Here is a 17,250-nt window from a genome sequence, read left to right as displayed (position 1 = left end):
GGGCCCTCTCGGGGGCAGGGACGTTCGGCCGTGCGCGGGCGCCCGGTCGGCGGCCCGTTCTGGGCGCGCCTCAATCGTAGCCCGAGACGGTCCCGGGCTGACAATTTCGACTGTAATGGACGTTCTTAAACGACTAGTCATTGGGGACACTCTTGAACAGGCAACATTCAAGGAGTGTCCCCGGATGCCGGCACTTAGGGACGTTCCCAAAGTGCCTGCACATAAGGAACGTCCCTAAGTGCCGACTATCGAATGGCGCCGCCGAAATTATCGAACAACCTGTTCAAAAACACGAATGGATACCACCGCGACTATACTAGAGCGCAGCAATAGAAAGGACCCCGCTTTGAGCATCACGCCCCTCGATAGCATTCGCCGCGCCATCGCGCACCGCAATGGCGTCGCCGACCCCGCCGTAGCGGGCAGCGGCACCGCAAGGGCCCAGGGCGGACGCATCGAGAACGGCCTGTTCCCCGCCTCGCACACCGCCGAGGAGCTCGCACGCATCCAGGAGCTGAGTCAGCGCAACGCCGGCGGACCCGATAGCTGCCAAGCCACACGTCGCCGGCGCGAACGCGATTGGGAGCCCGGCCCCGTCCGCCGCATGGTCAACGCTTGGTGGAACCGTCTGCTAGGCGCCGTCTACGGCGGCGGGTTCTCCACGCAAGAGGCTGAATACGAAGAGCACGCCACCCGCCGCGATTACCTTTGGAACACTCTCGGCACCGCCGTGTGGGGCTTGGCGTTTCCGCTGCTCACCATCGTGTCCACACAGCTCGTGGGCGCCGAAGAAGCAGGCAAATTCTCCATCGCCTTCGTCACCGGCACGCTCATCATGATCGCATGCAACTACGGCGTGCGCAATTTCCAGGTCTCAGACATCGACGAAAAGACGTCCTTCGCCTCCTACCAGCTCAATCGTTGGATCTGCGGAGCGCTCGCCCTAGGCTGCGGCCTCATGTATAGCAGCGCCCGCGGCTATGACGCGCAGATGGCGACGATCGGCCTGGGCGTCTACCTCTACAAGGTGATCGACGGCGTCGCCGACGTGTACGAAGGCCGCCTGCAGCAGGCCGACAAACTCTACTTGGCTGGAATGAGCCAAACGCTACGCTCCGTCGGCGTCATCGCGGTCTTCAGCGTGGCGCTGTTCCTCACGCGCAGCATGCCCATCGCGGCCATGGCCATGGGCATCGCCGCGATCGCCTCGCTCGTGCTGGTCACCGCGCCGCTCGCCCTGCTCGAGACCGAAAAATCGCGCCGCGTGAGCCTTCGCGAGGTCGGCCACCTGTTTGTCCAGTGCGCTCCACTCTTTGGTGCACTGTTCTTGTTCAACCTCATCGAGAGCATGCCCAAGTTTGTGATGGAAGGCACGCTGGCATACAAATATCAGCTGTACTTTAATGCCCTGTTCTTTCCGGCGCAGGCTATTTTGCTGAGCATTGGATTTATCTATAAACCACAGCTCCTGCGCTTGTCGAGCATTTGGGGTAATCCTCGCAAGCGTCATCGCTTTGACCTGATTATTGTTGCCGTTATGGCGCTGATCGTGGTCATCACCGGCGTGTGCGCCGCATTTATGGCAGGCCCCGGCATCCCCCTCATGAGCTTTATGTACGGCCTCAGCTTTGAGCGCTACCGTACGCTGGCGTTGCTGATGGTCGTCGCCGGCGGCGTCACCGCGGCCATCGACTTTATCTACGCCATCATCACGGTGCTGCGCCACGCTGGAGACGTCACCAAGATCTACCTGATCTGCTTCGCCGTAAGCGTGGTGCTGCCGGTGATCTTGATTAAGCTGCTGGGTCTGATGGGCGCCGTGGTGAGCTACCTAGCCATCATGGCCCTACTCCTGGTGCTACTGATTATCGAGTACGCCCGCATCCGCCAACGCATCGAACGCGACCGCAACCCATACGGCGCCTAATTAGCTGCCCGGTCACCGGAATTTGCGATGGAATCACCCCGTCTGGGGTCTCGTTGCGGACAATATTCATCACGCAAAACTAAGTGAGTAGACTTTTACCGAATCCCCGACCACACCAACAGAGCACAAGTCTGTGACCTGCGGTTTTATTGAGGCAAATATGTTGGGTGCTCGGCATTTCCAAAAAAGTCTACTCACTTAGCCAGCGGGCAGCCAAAAAAGAACCGCCGCGACGTCGTTTGACTCCGTTGCGACGGTTTTTCGAGCATTTTCGCGCTGTCGAGGACGCAGACGCTCCTCATTTCTAGCGCTTACCGAGCAAGAAGGCGCTACTCTCCGAAAGTAGTCAAAAAAGCCCCGTCCCAAATTAGCTACGGTAGATCGGCGGAACAAGGTTATTCGCCCGGGTTGATGTTCGCGTAGAACTCGGCCCCGTCGTCCAGGCGCAGGATGCCCACGCGGCCGAACTCGGAGCCGGTGGCGGCAGCGCAGTCGATGTCGATGCGATCGGGCACACCGGCGGCATCCTCGCCGCCCAGGCGCACGATCTGCCCGCGGCCCGACTCCTCGTCGAGCCCCGCAAGACCACCGACCTCGCAATAACGCCCGAGCGACACCGTTGGCGTGTGACCGCTCACCACGACCGGGCCCTTGCCCTCGGCAGAAAGCAGCCCGGTCGACGCATCCCAATAGCCATGACGAATCCACAGCAGGTCATCGGACGACTGCACCGCAAGCATCTGCTGCAGCAGCTCGCGATCGGCACCCACCGCTCCAACGCCATCGGCACAATCGACGCCATGCTCAAGCAAAAACGCGCGCGCCGCCTTCATCTCGATTCCAGCATGTACCAGCAGATACGGGCGCTCCTCGGTCTCGACCACCGCGTAGAGCGGCAGCGCGGCCATCCATCGCACGAGCTCCTCGTATGCCTCAAATTCCATGTCGTTGAGCTGCTCGCACGTCGTCCAGCCACCGTTGATATCCCAGGTCTCGGCATCGAGCGGATCCTGACCAATGATGGCATCGAGCATGATCTGCTCGTGATTACCCTTGAGCACGTGGGCGTTGGGCAGCGAGCGCACGAGCTTAATAACGCCGACCGGATCGGGCCCGCGATCGATCATGTCGCCCAGCACGTACAGCGTGTCGTCGGACGTCAACGAGATCTTAGACAGGGCCTCGTCAAGCGCACGCACGTGCCCGTGAGCATCAGATGTCACATAGATCGCCATGGTACGCCTCTCCTTGCATTGCGGCCGAAGCCCGGTGCCGCAACTAAAACTTCAAGTTGAACTTAAACGTTACCCATTGTACTCCGTTGCAATAAAGCTGGAAAGGGTTTCCGAGCAGAGGCAAAGACGGCAGCCGTCTATGACGATATCGCGCACGCGCGCAATCCAACCCCATAAACCCACCATCTTTGGGTACAAATAACCGCAGACAACTGACCGTGGCACGCCAACCACCCAGGAGCGGACACTATCCATGAACCAGATCCTTCTCTTTATCGGCCTCGTCATCATTTTGTGCCTGACCATCAAACCCGTCGGCAAAAAACTCCCCTTCCCCACCCTGCTCATCTTTATCGCGCTGGGCATGCTGTTGGGCGTCAACGGCCCGACGCATATCGACTTTAGCGACTACGCACTCACCGAAACCGTCTGCAGCACGGCGCTGCTGTTCATCATGTTCTACGGCGGCTTTAACACCAATATCGACCGCGCCAAGCCCGTCGCTGCGCCGGCGGTGCTGCTGAGCACGCTCGGCGTCGTCATCACTGCCGGCATCACCGGCATGTTCGCCCACTTCGCGCTGGGGTTCGACTGGATCGGTGGCCTGCTGCTGGGATCGGTCGTGGCATCCACCGACGCGGCGAGCGTCTTTAGCGTACTGCGTGAGCACAGCCTGTCGCTGAGAGGTGGCACCGACTCGCTGCTCGAGGTCGAATCGGGCTCCAACGACCCCGTCGCCTACATGCTCACCGCCGTGCTCGCCACACTCGCGGCCGGCGGCGACATCAACATTCCCGCACTGCTGACCAAGCAGATTATCCTGGGCGTGGGCCTGGGCCTTGCCATCGGCTGGGCGGCGGGCCGCCTGATTGAACGCGCGCACGCAACGGCCAAGGACGCGCAGACCATCTTTTTGTTCGCCGTGGCCATCGTCGCCTACGCGCTGCCAAGCTACCTGGGCGGCAACGGCTTTTTGGCTGTATACCTGGCCGGCATTGTGCTGGGTGCGAGCGACATCACCGGCAAGGTCGAGATGGCGCACTTCTTTGACACCCTCACCGAGATGGCAGAGATGACCATCTTCTTTTTGCTGGGCCTGCTCGTTACACCCGCACGCCTGCCGCAAATGCTGCTACCAGGCCTGGCACTCATGGCGTTTATGCTCTTTGCGAGCCGCCCCATCGCCGTAGGCATGCTGCTGGCGCCGTTTAGGACGAACCCTCGCCAGGTTGCGCTCGTAAGCTGGGCGGGTCTGCGCGGCGCGGCTTCGGTCGTCTTTAGTCTCTTTGCCGTGGTGGCCGGCGTTCCCGGCGGACACGACCTATTTGACCTGGTGTTTGTGATTGCCGTGTCGAGCATTGTGGTGCAGGGCTCGCTGCTACCGGCGGTGGCGAAAAAGCTCAATATGATCGACGCGGAAGGCGACGTGCGCCGTACGTTTAACGATTACCGCGACGAGGACGGCATGTCGTTTGTCAAGTTCAAGGTGGGCGCGGGCCATCCGTTTTCCGGACGCTCGCTCGCCGATATTGGCAGCGCCACGGACATGCTCGTGGTCCTGGTGCTGCGCGATGGCGCGCACCCGGTGCTGCCCAATGGCGATACCGTGATTGAGGAAGGCGACCTATTGGTGATGGCTGCCCCGACGTTTGAAGAGCGTGCCGAGGTTACGCTGCGCGAGGTCACCGTGACTCCCCACGGTCGCCTGGCCGGCCAGCGCCTGCGCGATGTGCCGCAAGGCAAGCATCCGTTTATTGTGGTGATGCTCAAGCGCGAAGGCCAGACGATCATCCCCGATGGCAACACCCTAATATACGCCGGCGACGAAGCCGTCATCGCCACGCTCGCGTCGTAGTGACCAGGAAGTGGCTAATTTGCGACGAAGAGATCAAGCGCCTAGAGAACCTCATGCCTTCGCTCGCAGATTTGGATTTGCCTGAGGAGTAAAGCACCCCTCCCCCATGTAACCATCCTGTAAATCATAGCGGCGCAGTCGAGTTTTACCGTAATGCGGTCGCGCCTGACGCTCCACTGTGCTAAAGTATCCCGAACGTCCAAACGACTACGAGGGGGAACTAGAAGATGGCACGTGTGCACAACTTCTCAGCTGGCCCGGCCGCGCTGCCTACAAGCGTGCTCGCCGAGATCGCCGACGAGATGATGGACTACCGCGGTTGCGGCATGTCCGTGCTCGAGATGAGTCATCGATCTAGCATGTACCAGCAGATTATCGACGACGCCGAGGCAACCCTGCGCCGTCTGCTGAGCATCCCGGACAACTACCGCGTCCTGTTTTTGCAGGGCGGTGCCACGCTGCAGTTTGCGGGCATCCCCATGAACCTCATGCGCCGCGGCCGCGCCGGCTACATCGTGACCGGCAACTTTGCCAACAAGGCATACAAAGAAGCCGCCAAGTACGGCGAGGCCGTGCTGCTCGCGAGCTCCGAGGACACCAACTTCGACCGCATTCCCAACATGGCCGACATCAACGCGCGCATTGCCGACGAGGCCGCGGGCGACGGGCTCGACTACGTCTACATCTGCCAGAACAACACCATCTTTGGCACCATGTACCACGAGCTGCCCAACTGCGGCGACGTGCCGCTGGTCGCCGATGTCTCGAGCTGCTTTCTGTCGCAGCCGCTCGACGTTGAGCGCTACGGGCTCATTTACGCCGGCGCGCAGAAAAACGCCGGCGCCGCGGGCGTGACCGTGGTCATCGAGCGCGACGACCTCATCGCAGATGGCCCCGCTTTTGCGCAGACGCCGCAGTACATGGACCTTAAGACCCAGGCCGCCAAGGGCTCCATGCTCAACACGCCCAACACCTTTGGCATCTACGTGTGCGGCAAGGTGTTCCACTGGGTCGAGCAAACCGGCGGACTTGCAGCCATGGCCGAGCGAAACTGGGCCAAGGCCAACCTGCTCTACGGCCTGCTCGAGCACAGCGAGCTGTTCCATGGCACCGCGCAGGCCGACAGCCGCTCCATCGCCAATGTCACCTTCCGCACCGGCGATGCCGAACTCGACGCGGCCTTTGTCGCAGGCGCGGCCGGGCACCAGATCCAAAACGTCAAGGGCCATCGCCTCGTCGGCGGCATGCGCGCCAGCGTGTACAACGCCGTCACCATGGAGGACGTGCAGGCGCTGGCCACGTACATGAAGGACTTCGAAGCGCAGCATAGTTTGAGTCCGCGATCTAACTAGCCCGCAGCACGCGGGCCGACCAGCCATCTCAAACCACCCTGTTTAGATCAAAACCTGCTAAGGAGTTTTTCCATGCGTAAGATTAAGATCATCGACGACATCACCAAGGACGGCAAAGTCGAGTTTGGCGAGGGCTACGAATTTGTGAGCACCGCCGAAGAGGCCGACGCGATCCTGATGCGCTCGACCGACCTGCACGGCTACGAGCTGCCCGAGGGCATCCGCGCCATCGCCCGCTGCGGCGCCGGCGTCAACAACATCCCCGTCGAGGAGTACGCCAAGAAGGGCGTCGTCGTCTTTAACTCCCCCGGCGCCAACAGCAACGCCGTTAAGGAGCTCGTCCTAGGCATGCTGGTGCTCTCGAGCCGCGGCGTGGTGCAATCGATGAACTGGGTGCGCGACAACGCCGACGACCCCGAGATTCAGGTCGATGCCGAGAAGGCCAAGAAGGCCTTTGTGGGCCGCGAGCTCAAGGGCAAGCGCATCGGCGTCATCGGCCTGGGCAACGTGGGCTCCAAGGTCGCCAACGCCTGCGTCGACCTGGGCATGGACGTTTACGGCTACGACCCGTTCATTTCCGTCGAGCACGCGTGGGTGCTGAGCCGCGAGGTGCAGCGTGTGGGCACGCTCGAGGATCTCTGCCGCGGCTGCGACTACCTCACCGTACACGTGCCCAGCAAGGCCGACACCATCGGCATGATCAGCACCGAGCAGATTAACCTGCTGGCACCCGACGCCGTGCTCATCAACTACGCACGCGAAACCATCATTGACGAGGACGCCGTCGACGCCGCCCTGCGCGAGGGCAAGCTCAGCTGGTTTAGCTGCGACTTCGCCACGCCCAAGACCGTCAAGATGCCCAATACGTTTATCACCACGCACTCGGGCGCCGGCACCGGCGAGGCCGAGGCCAACTGCGCCGATATGGCCATCAGCGAGCTCAAGGATTACCTGGAGAACGGCAACATCGCACACAGCGTCAACTATCCCGCCTGCAGCATGGGCAAGGCGCGCGCCGCGAGCCGCATCGCCTGTCTGCACGCCAACGTGCCCAACATGATCGGCCAGATCACAGCCATTCTCGCCAAGGACAACGCCAACGTGCAGCGTATGACCAACGAGTCCGCTGGCGAGAACGCCTACACCATGTTCGACACCGATGAGCACCTGGACAGCAGCACCATCGAGGCGCTCAAGCAGATTCCGTCGATGTATCGCGTGCGCGTAATCAAATAGCGCCGGCTGATCTGACGGGCAGTTCCCCATGTGGCCTGCCCGTTACTGACATTGAATGCCCGCGGGGGCGCCTTTCGCATGAGAGGCGCCCCCGTTTTTGTAAGCACTCCATTAAATGCACCGAGCCGCTTCTTGGCATACAATCTGTATGTTGACCTAACTATCTGTGAGGTGCCTATGGTTGATACAGATTTTGCTTGGCGGCTTACGCAAAGACTCGTGCGGATCGACAGTTCCGACCCAGGTGCGTATGAGGGCGAGATTGAACGCTATATCAAAGCGTTGGTTGAGGAACGGTTAGCGCAGCTGAGCCATCCGGTACTCGATGCCGTGCAAATTGCAGAGCTCGAAGCACTCCCCGGGCGCCGCAACCTTATGGTCACCGTGCCGGGACTGAGCGACGAGCCACGGCTCGTCTATATCTGCCATATGGATACCGTTACGCTGGGCGATGGCTGGGACGCGGACATTCCGCCGCTCGGAGCGATCGTGCGCAACGATAAACTCTATGGCCGCGGTGCCTGCGATATGAAGGGTGGCCTGGCCTGCGCCATTGCCGCACTGGTCCATACGCTCGAGCGCGTGGCGGCAGAAGGCGAGCTGCCCCGCCGTGGCTTCTCACTCATTTGCTCGGTCGACGAGGAGGACTTTATGCGCGGCTCAGAGGCCGCGATCGATGCCGGCTGGGTCGGCTCGCGTGAATGGGTGCTGGACACCGAACCCACCGACGGACAGATCCAGGTGGCGCACAAGGGGCGCACGTGGTTCGAGATTGAAATGGCTGGCGTAACGGCGCATGCGAGCCAGCCGTGGAAGGGCGCGGATGCCGTCGCCGCCATGGCCGAGGTCGTGTGTTCGCTCCGTCGCGCGTTTGTGGCGCTGCCCGCGCACGATGAGCTGGGGCCTTCGACCATCACGTTTGGCCAAATCGAGGGCGGATATCGCCCCTATGTCGTGCCCGACCGCGCCAAAGTCTGGGTCGACATGCGCCTGACCCCGCCGACCGATACGGCCGCCGCGATGCGCATGGTAGAGCAGGCCATCGCCGTTGCCGAAGCCGCGGTCCCCGGCTGCCATGGAAGCTACACCGTGACAGGCGACCGCCCCGCTATCGAGCGCGATCCAAGCTCTCCTCTTCTAGCCGCGCTCAAGCGTGTCGCCGATGACGTGACGGGGGCGGACACAACCGTCGGCTTCTTTACCGGCTACACCGACACCGCTGTCATTGCCGGCAAGACAGGTAACCGCAATTGCATGAGCTACGGTCCCGGGTCGCTCGCGCTCGCGCACAAGCCCAACGAATATGTGCCCCATGCCGATATCGTTCGTTGTCAGCAGGTGCTGATCGCGCTCGCCGATAACGTGCTCTGGGACGCGAGCGGCCAAGTTGGGGCATAATAAGCCGCGAACAAACCGACTCGTGCGTTAGGACCGCCCATGAAAGCACTTCCGTTTCCCTGCATCCGCCCGGCTCAGGACCGCGTGCTCGAGGCGCTGCCTGCAATGGGCAGCATCCTGAGCGGCAACGATGCTCTGCGCGGAGCCATTGCCGATGGCCTGATGCTCAAGGACCCGGGTGCGGCGTATTACGTGTACGAATGCTCGGGCGAGCCGGGGCGCGTAACAGGTGTCGTGGCGATCTGCCCGACGAGTGTACTTGCGGGCGGCAAGGGCGTTGCCAGCGCTGACGTGGCCGCCGCTGCGCACGCGATCGCCGAACTCAAAGTTCAGCCTCGTCCCGTGTCGCTCGCCTACGAGGCCTCACCCGTCATGGATATCATCCTGGGCGCCGCCAAAGAGGGCGCGTCGCTCTACGCCGTCACCGACCCCGCGGGCATTACGCACCGCGCGTGGGAGGTCAAGCGCGAGGACGCCGTCGGGGCCATCCGCGCTATGCTCGACCAAGCACCGGAGCCAGCACTGGTCGACGACCCTACCTACGCTGCCGCGCTGGTCGGGGCATCACAGCTCCTGACCGACGATGCCCGTGCCGCCGGCACCTACACGGGCAAAGAGCCGTTCAACTTTGCCGTAGCTGTACTCTTCCCCGCCGCGCAGGTCAGCGGCGGCGTGCCGCAGGTTCCGACGGGTCTGCTCACGCACCAGGTCGCGCGGTTCTAGCAAGACCAGACCGTCCAGCACAAAAATCGGCAGCCCAACAAACAGGAGGCGGAGATGCAGCAGGTACATGCATCTCCGCCCCTTTTGCGTCGAGAAGTTATGCCGGCGACCCGTGCCGCCGTGCTCGCGTTATCCGCGCTGCGGACCCGCAGTAGCCACGAGCGGTTCAAGCCCCAGCTCGCGCGCGTAGTCTTCCTGCGTAAAGACTTCGACCAGTTCAAACGTACCGGCCGCATCGTCAAACGCAAAATGCAGCACTGAGCAGTTGCCCGGCACGCGATCGCGCTCGTCGGCCGCCGCACCCCTCACGTGGTCCATGAACTCCTTGATGGCCGAGCCATGGCTTACCGCGAGCACGCACGTATGGTCCGGACGCTGCATAAGCTCGGTCAGCGTCGCCACCATGCGCTCGCGCACCTGCATCTGGCCCTCGCCGCCAAACTGGCGATAGAAGTCGCGCCACGGGCGCTCGGGCATGAGCATCACGCGCTCGGCCTCAAAGTCACCAAAGAACCACTCACGCAGGCCGTCCAGGCGCTCGTACGCCAAGCCCGGCCACAAGTTGGCGATAGTCTGCTCGGTGCGATGAAGCGTGGAGGTGTAGGCATGATCGGGCTCAATGCCGCGCGCACGTAAAAACATGCCGGCGCGCGCCGCCTGGTCGCAGCCCAACTGCGTAAGCGGCGAGTCACTCCACCCCTGAATGATACGCTTGAGGTTGAATATCGTCTGTCCATGACGGACCAGATACAGATCTTTATTCATAGGGGTCCTTTCGTTCGTCACCAATCAAGGAGCGAAAACGCCCCGTCGCAATAGCCAAAATGAAGCACGGCACCGTTGTCGGGTAGCTCCCCCTCGCCAGTCACATACTCAAGAAACTCCTGGCAGGCTGAGCCGTGGGAAACCGCCAGCACGCAGTCGTGCTGCGGCCTGGCCATGATGCGGGACAGCGCCGCGACCATGCGCGACTGAAGCTCACTTTCCGACTCGCCACCAAAGGCAACCGGATAATCACCCCAGGGCTGCGGCGGCATCTCGCGATTTGATGTGCCCTCCAGCGAGCCAAAATGCCACTCACGCAGGTCATCGACCAGCTCTATGGAACGGCCCTCGCCAACGATAAGCTCGGCCGTATGCCGCGCCCGGCCCAACGGCGAGGAATACACATGATCAAAGGCCACGCCACGCGCCGCAAACGCCGTACGCGCCGTCAGCGCCTGCTCGCGCCCGCGCGCCGTAAGCGACGAATCGTGCCAGCCCTGCAAAATGCTCTGCACATTGAGCTCAGTCTGCCCATGCCGAACCAAATACAGATCTGCCACACACCCTCCCCTCGTACCACCACAAAGGGGACAGGCACCTTTGTGGTGGTTTACCGCCGGATCACACCGCGGTGACACTCAACTACACCAGCACGTCGGCGAGCGAACGCTTGGGTACGTGGTGCACCTGCGCCTCGTCGCGCCAATAATTGATGGAGCCGTCGGGGTTGGAATCGATCGCATCGATCACCTGCGTCTCGGCCGGAACGCCAAACGCCATGATCAGCTTGAGCTCATACTTGTCGTTATCGAGCCCCATAGCATCGATCGCGTGGGGCGTAAAAGCCTTGAACATGCAGGCAGCCACCTCGGGCGTGGCGCTGCGGGCGGCGAGCATCATCGTCTGCGCGGCAATGCCCGTGTCGACCTCGGTAATGGGAGCGGCGGGCTTGCCCGGAACGGCGCGCTCGGCAAGAATCGCGATGTAGCCGGTCGGGCGCTCGCCCTCATCGGGACCCGACCAATCCTTGAGCGCACCGGCCCATGCAAGCTCGTCAAACACGCGAGCGCAGTCCTCGGAACCGCTCACCACATGAAAACGAAGACGCTGAGCATTGGCACCACAGGGAGTCAGGTGCGCCAGCTCCGCCAGCTCAAGCAAAAGCTCACGCGGCACGCGCATGGACTCGTCAAAGCGACGGCACGTGCGGGCGCAGCGAACCAACGCATCAAACGCGTCCAAGCCGAGCTTTTCGCAACCCTGCTTTGCCATCGATTCGACACTCGACGGTGCCTCAGGAACTGCTTCGTTCATAGGGACCCCCAATACAAGCCAATTGTCCTTAGGAAAATCTAACCTAAAACGTAGGCAAATACGAACAGGGCTGCAATGTTCTACACCTGTTGAATAGAAAATCGCGACGTGGGGAACAACGGAAACAATTCGGGACCTTTGGGTTACGTTTCGCCCTCCCCGACCCATACGCCAGCGCCTGTAGGCGATACTGGTTGTAACGATCAAGGCTTACGCCGCACGGAAAGGAGACATTATGGGCATCTTTAAGAACGATGACCAAAAATCGAGCCAGTTTGGATTTGACGAGAAAAGCATGGCAGGCAAGGCCGTCAAGGCCGTGCGCTGGATTTACGCCATCACGGGCGTCTTGGCGCTCGTCGCCGGCATCGCACTGCTGTTTGCGCCCGCCAAGTCCCTCGTCTTCCTAACGACCGTCTTGGGCTTCTACTTTGTGATCACGGCCGCGATCAGGCTGTTTACCGCTGTTTTCGAGCCACTGCTGCCCACCGGCTGGCGCGTGACGAGCATCATCTCCAACCTACTCATTATCTTGGGCGGCGTCATAATCCTGCGCAACCAGGCCTTCTCGACCGCGACGCTCACCACGATGGTGGTTATCGTGGCCGGCTTTGGCTGGATCGTCGAAGGTGTCATGTCCATTCTGGAGTCCGAGCTTTCGTCCAACCGTGCCCTCGCCATCCTGAGCGGCGCGCTCTCCATCATCGCCGGCATGTTCGTGTTTATCTATCCGCTGTGGTCGGCCAAGATGCTCGTCATCTTTAGCGGCGCCGCACTGCTGGTGTTTGGCGTAACGCTGATTGTTCGCGCTATTCAATTTGGCAAACTGGTGCACTAGATGCCGCGAACGCTCTTTATTGATGCAGACGCCTGCCCGGTCACGCGCGAGTCGATTGACTGCGCGCGGCGGGCGGGCGTCGCCGTCGTTATCGCCGGCAACAGCACACAGAACCTGGAACGCCACATTCGCCGCGACGATCCGCGCGACGTCGAGCATGCGCGACGCGGATTTTGGGTCACGACGCTCGATGTGAGCGTGGGCGCCGACAGCGCCGACTTTGCCATTGTCGAACGCCTGCAGGCGGGCGACGTAGTCGTGACGCAGGACATTGGCTTGGCGAGCATGGTGCTCGGGCGCGATGCCGCCGCCATCGGCGTGCGCGGGCGCGTCTACGACAAAGCGACCATCGACATGCAGTTGTTTATTCGCCACGAGGAAAAGAAGGTACGCCGCGCCGGGGGACGCACTCGCGGACCGGCGGCATTTACCAGCGAAGACCGGGCCCGCTTTAAACGCAACCTCACCGAGCTGCTGCACTACCCAAGGTAGATTTTTGGGACATGCCCGGAAATCTGCTTTTTTGCTTTGGGCGGTATGAGCGCTCAAAATCCATGGCTCAACAAAAAACGGGCTTCAAAATGCCATGCGTCGCCGCATTGTGCAGACGCCGAGCATGGCCATTTTGAAGCCCGTTTTGTTAGGCCCACTTAGAGGCCGAAGGCGGATAGGATGAGGCCCCAGCCGGCACCGATGACGTACATCATGATCAGGAACAGGACGTTTTCGCGGGCGCTGCGGTTGGTGCGGAACAGCACCAGGTAGCCCACGCCGGCGGAAATGAGCGTGCCGGCGAGCATCGGCGCCAGCTGTAGCGCGCCCTCCAGGTACAGCTGCGTGATAACGACACTAGCCGAGCAGTTGGGGATCAGGCCGACGAGTGCCGAGCCCAGGACCGCAAGCGTCTCGTTGCCGCGCAGGAACTGCTCAATTGCGGACTCGCCGAAGGTCTCGAGCACGGCGACCAGAATCAGCGTCACCAGAAAAATGAATACCGAGACCTGCACGGTGTGCGAGATCGCGCTGCGGATGATCGACAGGACGGGCGCGCCCTCGTGGGAATGGGAGTGACCGTGACCATCATGGTGTTCATGTTCGCCCTCATGACCGTGATCGTGGCCATGTCCGTGGTCGTGCTCGTCCTCGTCTTCATCGCAACCGCAATGGTCGCGCTCGCACAGCTCGTGGATGTGGTCGGCGCTCACGCCCGCCTCGGCCACCTCGTCGATGATGTCACCGCCGCTGTGGTCGTCGTGCGCGCAGTTCACATGAGCCGAATTAGCAGCGGTCCCCAGCACGGTACGGCGAATCGCCGCATGCGCGCGAGCGTTACGACGCAGGCCGCGAATGGCGGCGTCCACGATAAAGCCCGTGACCAGCGCGATCAGTGCCTTCGAAGCCAAAAGCATCGCCATGGTCTGCACGGGCACCTGCTCGGCGAGCAACAGCGGCAGCATCTCATCGGAGGTCGAAAGGAACACCGCCACCAACGTGCCCAAGGTCACGACACGACCGGCGTACAGCGTTGCCGCCATTGCCGAAAAGCCGCACTGCGGCACCATGCCCAGCAACGAGCCAACCACGGGGCCCGCGGCACCGGCACGCTTGATGGCCCCGTTAACGCGGTCGCCCGCGACGTGCTCCAGGGTCTCGAGGGCCAGATACGTCACCAACAAAAACGGCACCAGCGACAGCGTGTCCGTGCCAGCGTCGAGCAAAATATCAATCAGCAAATCCATGAAGGATGGAACCTTTCGTGTCTTTCGGCAGCATTGTAAAAGTCCTAGCGGTCAACTAGGGTATTGTAGTTGACCTAGGCGTGGTGCCAATAGTTGCCCATGGTAAACTATCATCTCGCCATAACTCAATGCCACCGAGCCGCGCGACGCGGCCCGTCCAAGGAGCAGTCTATGAACGTTTCGCAAGCACTCGAATACGAGCGCCAGCCGTTTATTCCCATGTTTATCTATGGCGATCACGGCGCCATGGAGTCCGAGCGCCAGAAGGGCGAAGAGGCCCTCAAGGTGCTCGAGACCGAGTACTTTACCGCCGAGGGCGACCCCAGCTTCGACTTTGCCACCGTGCGCGACCTGGCTGACCGCAACCGCGACCTGTGCGACCAGATTGGCGAGGCGCGCCTGCGCAACGTGACGCCCGCGACGCTTTCGCGCGGTCTGTCCGACGCCGACACCTGCGCCGCCATCGGCAAGATGCAAAAGCGCACCGCCGCGTCCGTCATGCGCGAGATCCGCGGCGACCGCGACGCGCTCGGCGTGGCGTACGCCCGCAAGCCTATCCAAGGCACAGTGCTCGGCATCGACATCGAGACCACCGGCCGTGCACCCGAGCGCGGCTACATCATCAACGTGGGCTGGGAGATCATGGAGCTCACCAGCGACGCCGTCCCGCACGACGCCGAGGCACACTACTGCGGCCTGCCCGATATCTACCGCGGCGAGGATGTGCCGCTGTCGAATATCCACCACATCACCTGGGACGACATCGACGGCAAAACGCCCTTCCGCGAGAACAAAGAGCTGCAAAAGCAGCTGCTCAAGCTTATGAAGAAGTACCCGTACATGGCGCACAACGCCGCCTTTGAGGACAGTTGGTTCAAGATCCACCTGGACGGTTACGCCGAGGCACGCCGCGCCGGCAAGATCATCGTCATCGACTCGCGCCAGATCTGCCGCAGCCTGGATGCCGACGTCCGCTCGCTCCCCCGCGAATCCGCCCCCGCCGCGCTCGAGAACTGGGCGCGCCGCCGTGGAACCCTCGCCGCCGACGCCAACGAGCAGCATCTGGGCCTCGACGACACCGACCTCATGCTCCGCACCGTCCAAGCCGAGTTCAACCTCAAGAACCTGTTTGCCAAGTAGAAACGTCTACGACAAACCCCGGGGGTAGATCACGAGCGGCCTCGCAGCGGAAAACCCCGCAGCGGGGCCGCCCTACGTTCCACAGATAGATCTGCCATCACAAATTCTGAACCCTCATTTTGAACGATTTCGGCCAATTCCCGACACGTAATTCGTTGTCGGATGGCGATGCATCGATATCAAATGTGCAGCAATTGAGTATTTCTATGCTATAGCCAAGCTGCGAAAACTTTTATTTAGGGCATACCAACCCATAATTGCGTCAAGCTTTTGGACAGCATTTGGTTAGACCTCTAAAACGACTTTTTCACTCAGCGCCATCAACACGGCATTAGCTGACACGATATATACCATGAGTATCGTATTGTCACATACCACTGCAAAAGCGGTCTACCAGGCCGCGCATTCGGTGTCTGCGAAAGGCATCGAGTCCTGTAACCCTGCCGCGATTTACGGATCATGTCCCACCGGAACGCTCCTTGACGCAGCCGCAGAATGGCTCACCAAACATGATGTTTCCCTCGACGCGAATGATTCCCTCGAGGTGATGGTGTTTGATCGCAGGAATGCGCGCTATGCAATGAACTGTCAATGCCACGTTTCTTCAAAACGATTCTCGAACTCACGCTTTATAGAGCTCAAAGATGGCATCTTCATTGTTGGCGTTGAGCTTTGCGCACTTCAGGCCGCCACCTATCTTTCTTTTCGCGAACTAGTGGAGTACTACTTTGAACTGTGCGGCGCTTATTCCCTTGGAACCGACTCTTCCACCTCCTATACCGAGCGTTTCGCGCTCACCTCGACCGAGAGGTTAGAGCAGTTCTTTAATTCCATTACCAGATGCGACGGTCTGGCCCTTGCCCGAAAGGCGATCCAATGTGTGCGCGACGGATGCCGGTCTCCCATGGAAACGGCATTTGTCATGATGCTAACGCTGCCCAAAAGCGAAGGAGGGCTTGGTATTAAGGGAATTGAGACCGATTACGAGGTGCAGGTCACCACTGCCGCAAAGAATCTCACGAGACGCAAAAAGTTCTTTATGGATGCGTATCTAAAGAAATCTCGCACAGACATTGAATACAACGGTTTTTATCATGACGCGGAAGAAGACCGCGCCATCGATGAGGAGCGCAAGAATGCACTTGCGTCCATGGGGTACGGAATCATCACCGTCAGCCGTTATTCCTTTATGCATGCCAGCTCTTTTGTTAGGGTCATGGAAGCAATCCAGCGGAAAGAGGGCGTACGCCCCTCGCGTCTGCCAAAAGACTTTCAAATCATGCAAGAGGACCTGAGACAGTTTGTGCTCAGAAGGTTTATAGAAGAGAAAAAGCGAATTCAGAAGCAGCTTCGCCAGGATTCCGAAGAGCGTCAACGAATCGACCTCGAAAAAGCAACACTCGAAGGCATCACGCTGGATGACCCGACAATTAATGAAGTTCCGACAATCGATGACATGCAGACTGTCGAATCCAACAGCCCATCATTTGCTCAAACAAGCAGCCTCGCGCCCGAGGGCAGGATCTTCGGGGCCGGAAGCTAGACCGGCTAACAAGGTGGGTACCCTAGCGATGTGCAAAATTGCGAGTATTCAGCAGGGTCGGGTGTCTATCACCCTCGAGTGGATCCAAATGTGAAGCGAAATCACTCTTGCGTGAGAGCGTTAGGCAACATTTGAGGAAGAACTCATCGGATTAACACCCTAAGATAACTCTTGAACTGCATTAT

At 60.6% G+C, this 17,250-nt stretch carries 15 protein-coding genes; 10 read left to right on the top strand and 5 right to left on the bottom strand.

Features of this window, described 5'->3' with window-relative positions:
• Window positions 1-346 precede the first annotated feature (346 nt).
• Window positions 347-1,927: a lipopolysaccharide biosynthesis protein gene (locus tag GDJ93_RS04345; RefSeq protein ID WP_306421712.1), complete on the top strand. Its 1,581-nt coding sequence runs from the start codon at window positions 347-349 to the stop codon at window positions 1,925-1,927.
• A 395-nt stretch (window positions 1,928-2,322) separates the two neighbouring features.
• Here the strand turns inward: GDJ93_RS04345 and GDJ93_RS04340 are convergent, their stop codons facing one another.
• On the bottom strand, window positions 2,323-3,162 hold the full coding sequence (locus tag GDJ93_RS04340; RefSeq protein WP_152067878.1) for a metallophosphoesterase family protein: 840 nt from the start codon (window positions 3,160-3,162) through the stop codon (window positions 2,323-2,325).
• Between the two features lie 253 nt (window positions 3,163-3,415).
• Here GDJ93_RS04340 and GDJ93_RS04335 point away from each other — a divergent pair, with 253 nt between their 5' ends.
• The 5 genes from GDJ93_RS04335 to GDJ93_RS04315 all read left to right on the top strand — a co-directional run bounded on the left by GDJ93_RS04335 (window position 3,416) and on the right by GDJ93_RS04315 (window position 9,726).
• Window positions 3,416-5,017, top strand: a complete 1,602-nt coding sequence (locus tag GDJ93_RS04335) for a potassium/proton antiporter (protein WP_152067877.1) — start codon at window positions 3,416-3,418, stop codon at window positions 5,015-5,017.
• Window positions 5,018-5,244: 227 nt separating this feature from the next.
• Window positions 5,245-6,369: a 3-phosphoserine/phosphohydroxythreonine transaminase gene (gene serC / locus GDJ93_RS04330; RefSeq protein WP_152067876.1), complete on the top strand. Its 1,125-nt coding sequence runs from the start codon at window positions 5,245-5,247 to the stop codon at window positions 6,367-6,369.
• A 72-nt stretch (window positions 6,370-6,441) separates the two neighbouring features.
• Window positions 6,442-7,605 (top strand): phosphoglycerate dehydrogenase, encoded by a 1,164-nt coding sequence (locus GDJ93_RS04325; RefSeq protein WP_152067875.1) that lies wholly within the window; start codon window positions 6,442-6,444, stop codon window positions 7,603-7,605.
• A 177-nt stretch (window positions 7,606-7,782) separates the two neighbouring features.
• Window positions 7,783-9,003 (top strand): M20 family metallopeptidase, encoded by a 1,221-nt coding sequence (locus GDJ93_RS04320; RefSeq protein WP_152067874.1) that lies wholly within the window; start codon window positions 7,783-7,785, stop codon window positions 9,001-9,003.
• Window positions 9,004-9,042: 39 nt separating this feature from the next.
• On the top strand, window positions 9,043-9,726 hold the full coding sequence (locus GDJ93_RS04315) for a DUF1015 family protein (protein ID WP_152067873.1): 684 nt from the start codon (window positions 9,043-9,045) through the stop codon (window positions 9,724-9,726).
• A gap of 129 nt (window positions 9,727-9,855) precedes the next feature.
• Here the strand turns inward: GDJ93_RS04315 and GDJ93_RS04310 are convergent, their stop codons facing one another.
• The 3 genes from GDJ93_RS04310 to GDJ93_RS04300 all read right to left on the bottom strand — a co-directional run bounded on the left by GDJ93_RS04310 (window position 9,856) and on the right by GDJ93_RS04300 (window position 11,805).
• Window positions 9,856-10,491, bottom strand: coding sequence for a histidine phosphatase family protein (locus GDJ93_RS04310; RefSeq protein ID WP_152067872.1), 636 nt, complete (start codon window positions 10,489-10,491; stop codon window positions 9,856-9,858).
• Between the two features lie 17 nt (window positions 10,492-10,508).
• Complete coding sequence (locus GDJ93_RS04305; protein ID WP_152067871.1) at window positions 10,509-11,051, bottom strand: histidine phosphatase family protein; 543 nt, start codon at window positions 11,049-11,051, stop codon at window positions 10,509-10,511.
• 82 nt (window positions 11,052-11,133) lie between these two features.
• Window positions 11,134-11,805, bottom strand: coding sequence for a nitroreductase family protein (locus GDJ93_RS04300; protein WP_193221448.1), 672 nt, complete (start codon window positions 11,803-11,805; stop codon window positions 11,134-11,136).
• A 235-nt stretch (window positions 11,806-12,040) separates the two neighbouring features.
• Between GDJ93_RS04300 and GDJ93_RS04295 the strand changes: the two genes are divergently transcribed.
• The gene (locus tag GDJ93_RS04295) at window positions 12,041-12,643 is read left to right on the top strand and encodes an HdeD family acid-resistance protein (RefSeq protein WP_035137275.1); all 603 of its coding nucleotides are present in this window, start codon (window positions 12,041-12,043) and stop codon (window positions 12,641-12,643) included.
• Complete coding sequence (locus GDJ93_RS04290; protein ID WP_152067869.1) at window positions 12,644-13,135, top strand: YaiI/YqxD family protein; 492 nt, start codon at window positions 12,644-12,646, stop codon at window positions 13,133-13,135.
• A 158-nt stretch (window positions 13,136-13,293) separates the two neighbouring features.
• Here GDJ93_RS04290 and GDJ93_RS04285 read toward each other — a convergent pair whose 3' ends face one another.
• The gene (locus tag GDJ93_RS04285) at window positions 13,294-14,382 is read right to left on the bottom strand and encodes a putative manganese transporter (RefSeq protein WP_152067868.1); all 1,089 of its coding nucleotides are present in this window, start codon (window positions 14,380-14,382) and stop codon (window positions 13,294-13,296) included.
• 171 nt (window positions 14,383-14,553) lie between these two features.
• Between GDJ93_RS04285 and GDJ93_RS04280 the strand changes: the two genes are divergently transcribed.
• Both GDJ93_RS04280 and GDJ93_RS04275 read left to right on the top strand, forming a co-directional pair.
• The gene (locus GDJ93_RS04280) at window positions 14,554-15,522 is read left to right on the top strand and encodes a 3'-5' exonuclease (protein WP_035137278.1); all 969 of its coding nucleotides are present in this window, start codon (window positions 14,554-14,556) and stop codon (window positions 15,520-15,522) included.
• 352 nt (window positions 15,523-15,874) lie between these two features.
• The gene (locus GDJ93_RS04275) at window positions 15,875-17,065 is read left to right on the top strand and encodes a putative endonuclease domain-containing protein (RefSeq protein ID WP_152067867.1); all 1,191 of its coding nucleotides are present in this window, start codon (window positions 15,875-15,877) and stop codon (window positions 17,063-17,065) included.
• Window positions 17,066-17,250 lie beyond the last annotated feature (185 nt).

This window comes from Collinsella aerofaciens, assembly GCF_902501475.1.
GTDB lineage: Bacteria > Actinomycetota > Coriobacteriia > Coriobacteriales > Coriobacteriaceae > Collinsella > Collinsella aerofaciens_AL.
This window is presented reverse-complemented; position numbering and strand designations above follow the sequence as displayed.

Bases quoted from the DNA above. Each gene is read 5' to 3' on its own strand.
- GDJ93_RS04310 (WP_152067872.1), bottom strand. From the start codon at position 10,491: ATGAATAAAGATCTGTATCTGGTCCGTCATGGACAGACGATATTCAAC.
- GDJ93_RS04320 (WP_152067874.1), top strand. From the start codon at position 7,783: ATGGTTGATACAGATTTTGCTTGGCGGCTTACGCAAAGACTCGTGCGG.
- GDJ93_RS04285 (WP_152067868.1), bottom strand. From the start codon at position 14,382: ATGGATTTGCTGATTGATATTTTGCTCGACGCTGGCACGGACACGCTG.
- GDJ93_RS04315 (WP_152067873.1), top strand. From the start codon at position 9,043: ATGAAAGCACTTCCGTTTCCCTGCATCCGCCCGGCTCAGGACCGCGTG.
- serC (WP_152067876.1), top strand. From the start codon at position 5,245: ATGGCACGTGTGCACAACTTCTCAGCTGGCCCGGCCGCGCTGCCTACA.
- GDJ93_RS04290 (WP_152067869.1), top strand. From the start codon at position 12,644: ATGCCGCGAACGCTCTTTATTGATGCAGACGCCTGCCCGGTCACGCGC.
- GDJ93_RS04335 (WP_152067877.1), top strand. From the start codon at position 3,416: ATGAACCAGATCCTTCTCTTTATCGGCCTCGTCATCATTTTGTGCCTG.
- GDJ93_RS04300 (WP_193221448.1), bottom strand. From the start codon at position 11,805: ATGAACGAAGCAGTTCCTGAGGCACCGTCGAGTGTCGAATCGATGGCA.
- GDJ93_RS04325 (WP_152067875.1), top strand. From the start codon at position 6,442: ATGCGTAAGATTAAGATCATCGACGACATCACCAAGGACGGCAAAGTC.
- GDJ93_RS04295 (WP_035137275.1), top strand. From the start codon at position 12,041: ATGGGCATCTTTAAGAACGATGACCAAAAATCGAGCCAGTTTGGATTT.
- GDJ93_RS04340 (WP_152067878.1), bottom strand. From the start codon at position 3,162: ATGGCGATCTATGTGACATCTGATGCTCACGGGCACGTGCGTGCGCTT.
- GDJ93_RS04275 (WP_152067867.1), top strand. From the start codon at position 15,875: ATGAGTATCGTATTGTCACATACCACTGCAAAAGCGGTCTACCAGGCC.
- GDJ93_RS04280 (WP_035137278.1), top strand. From the start codon at position 14,554: ATGAACGTTTCGCAAGCACTCGAATACGAGCGCCAGCCGTTTATTCCC.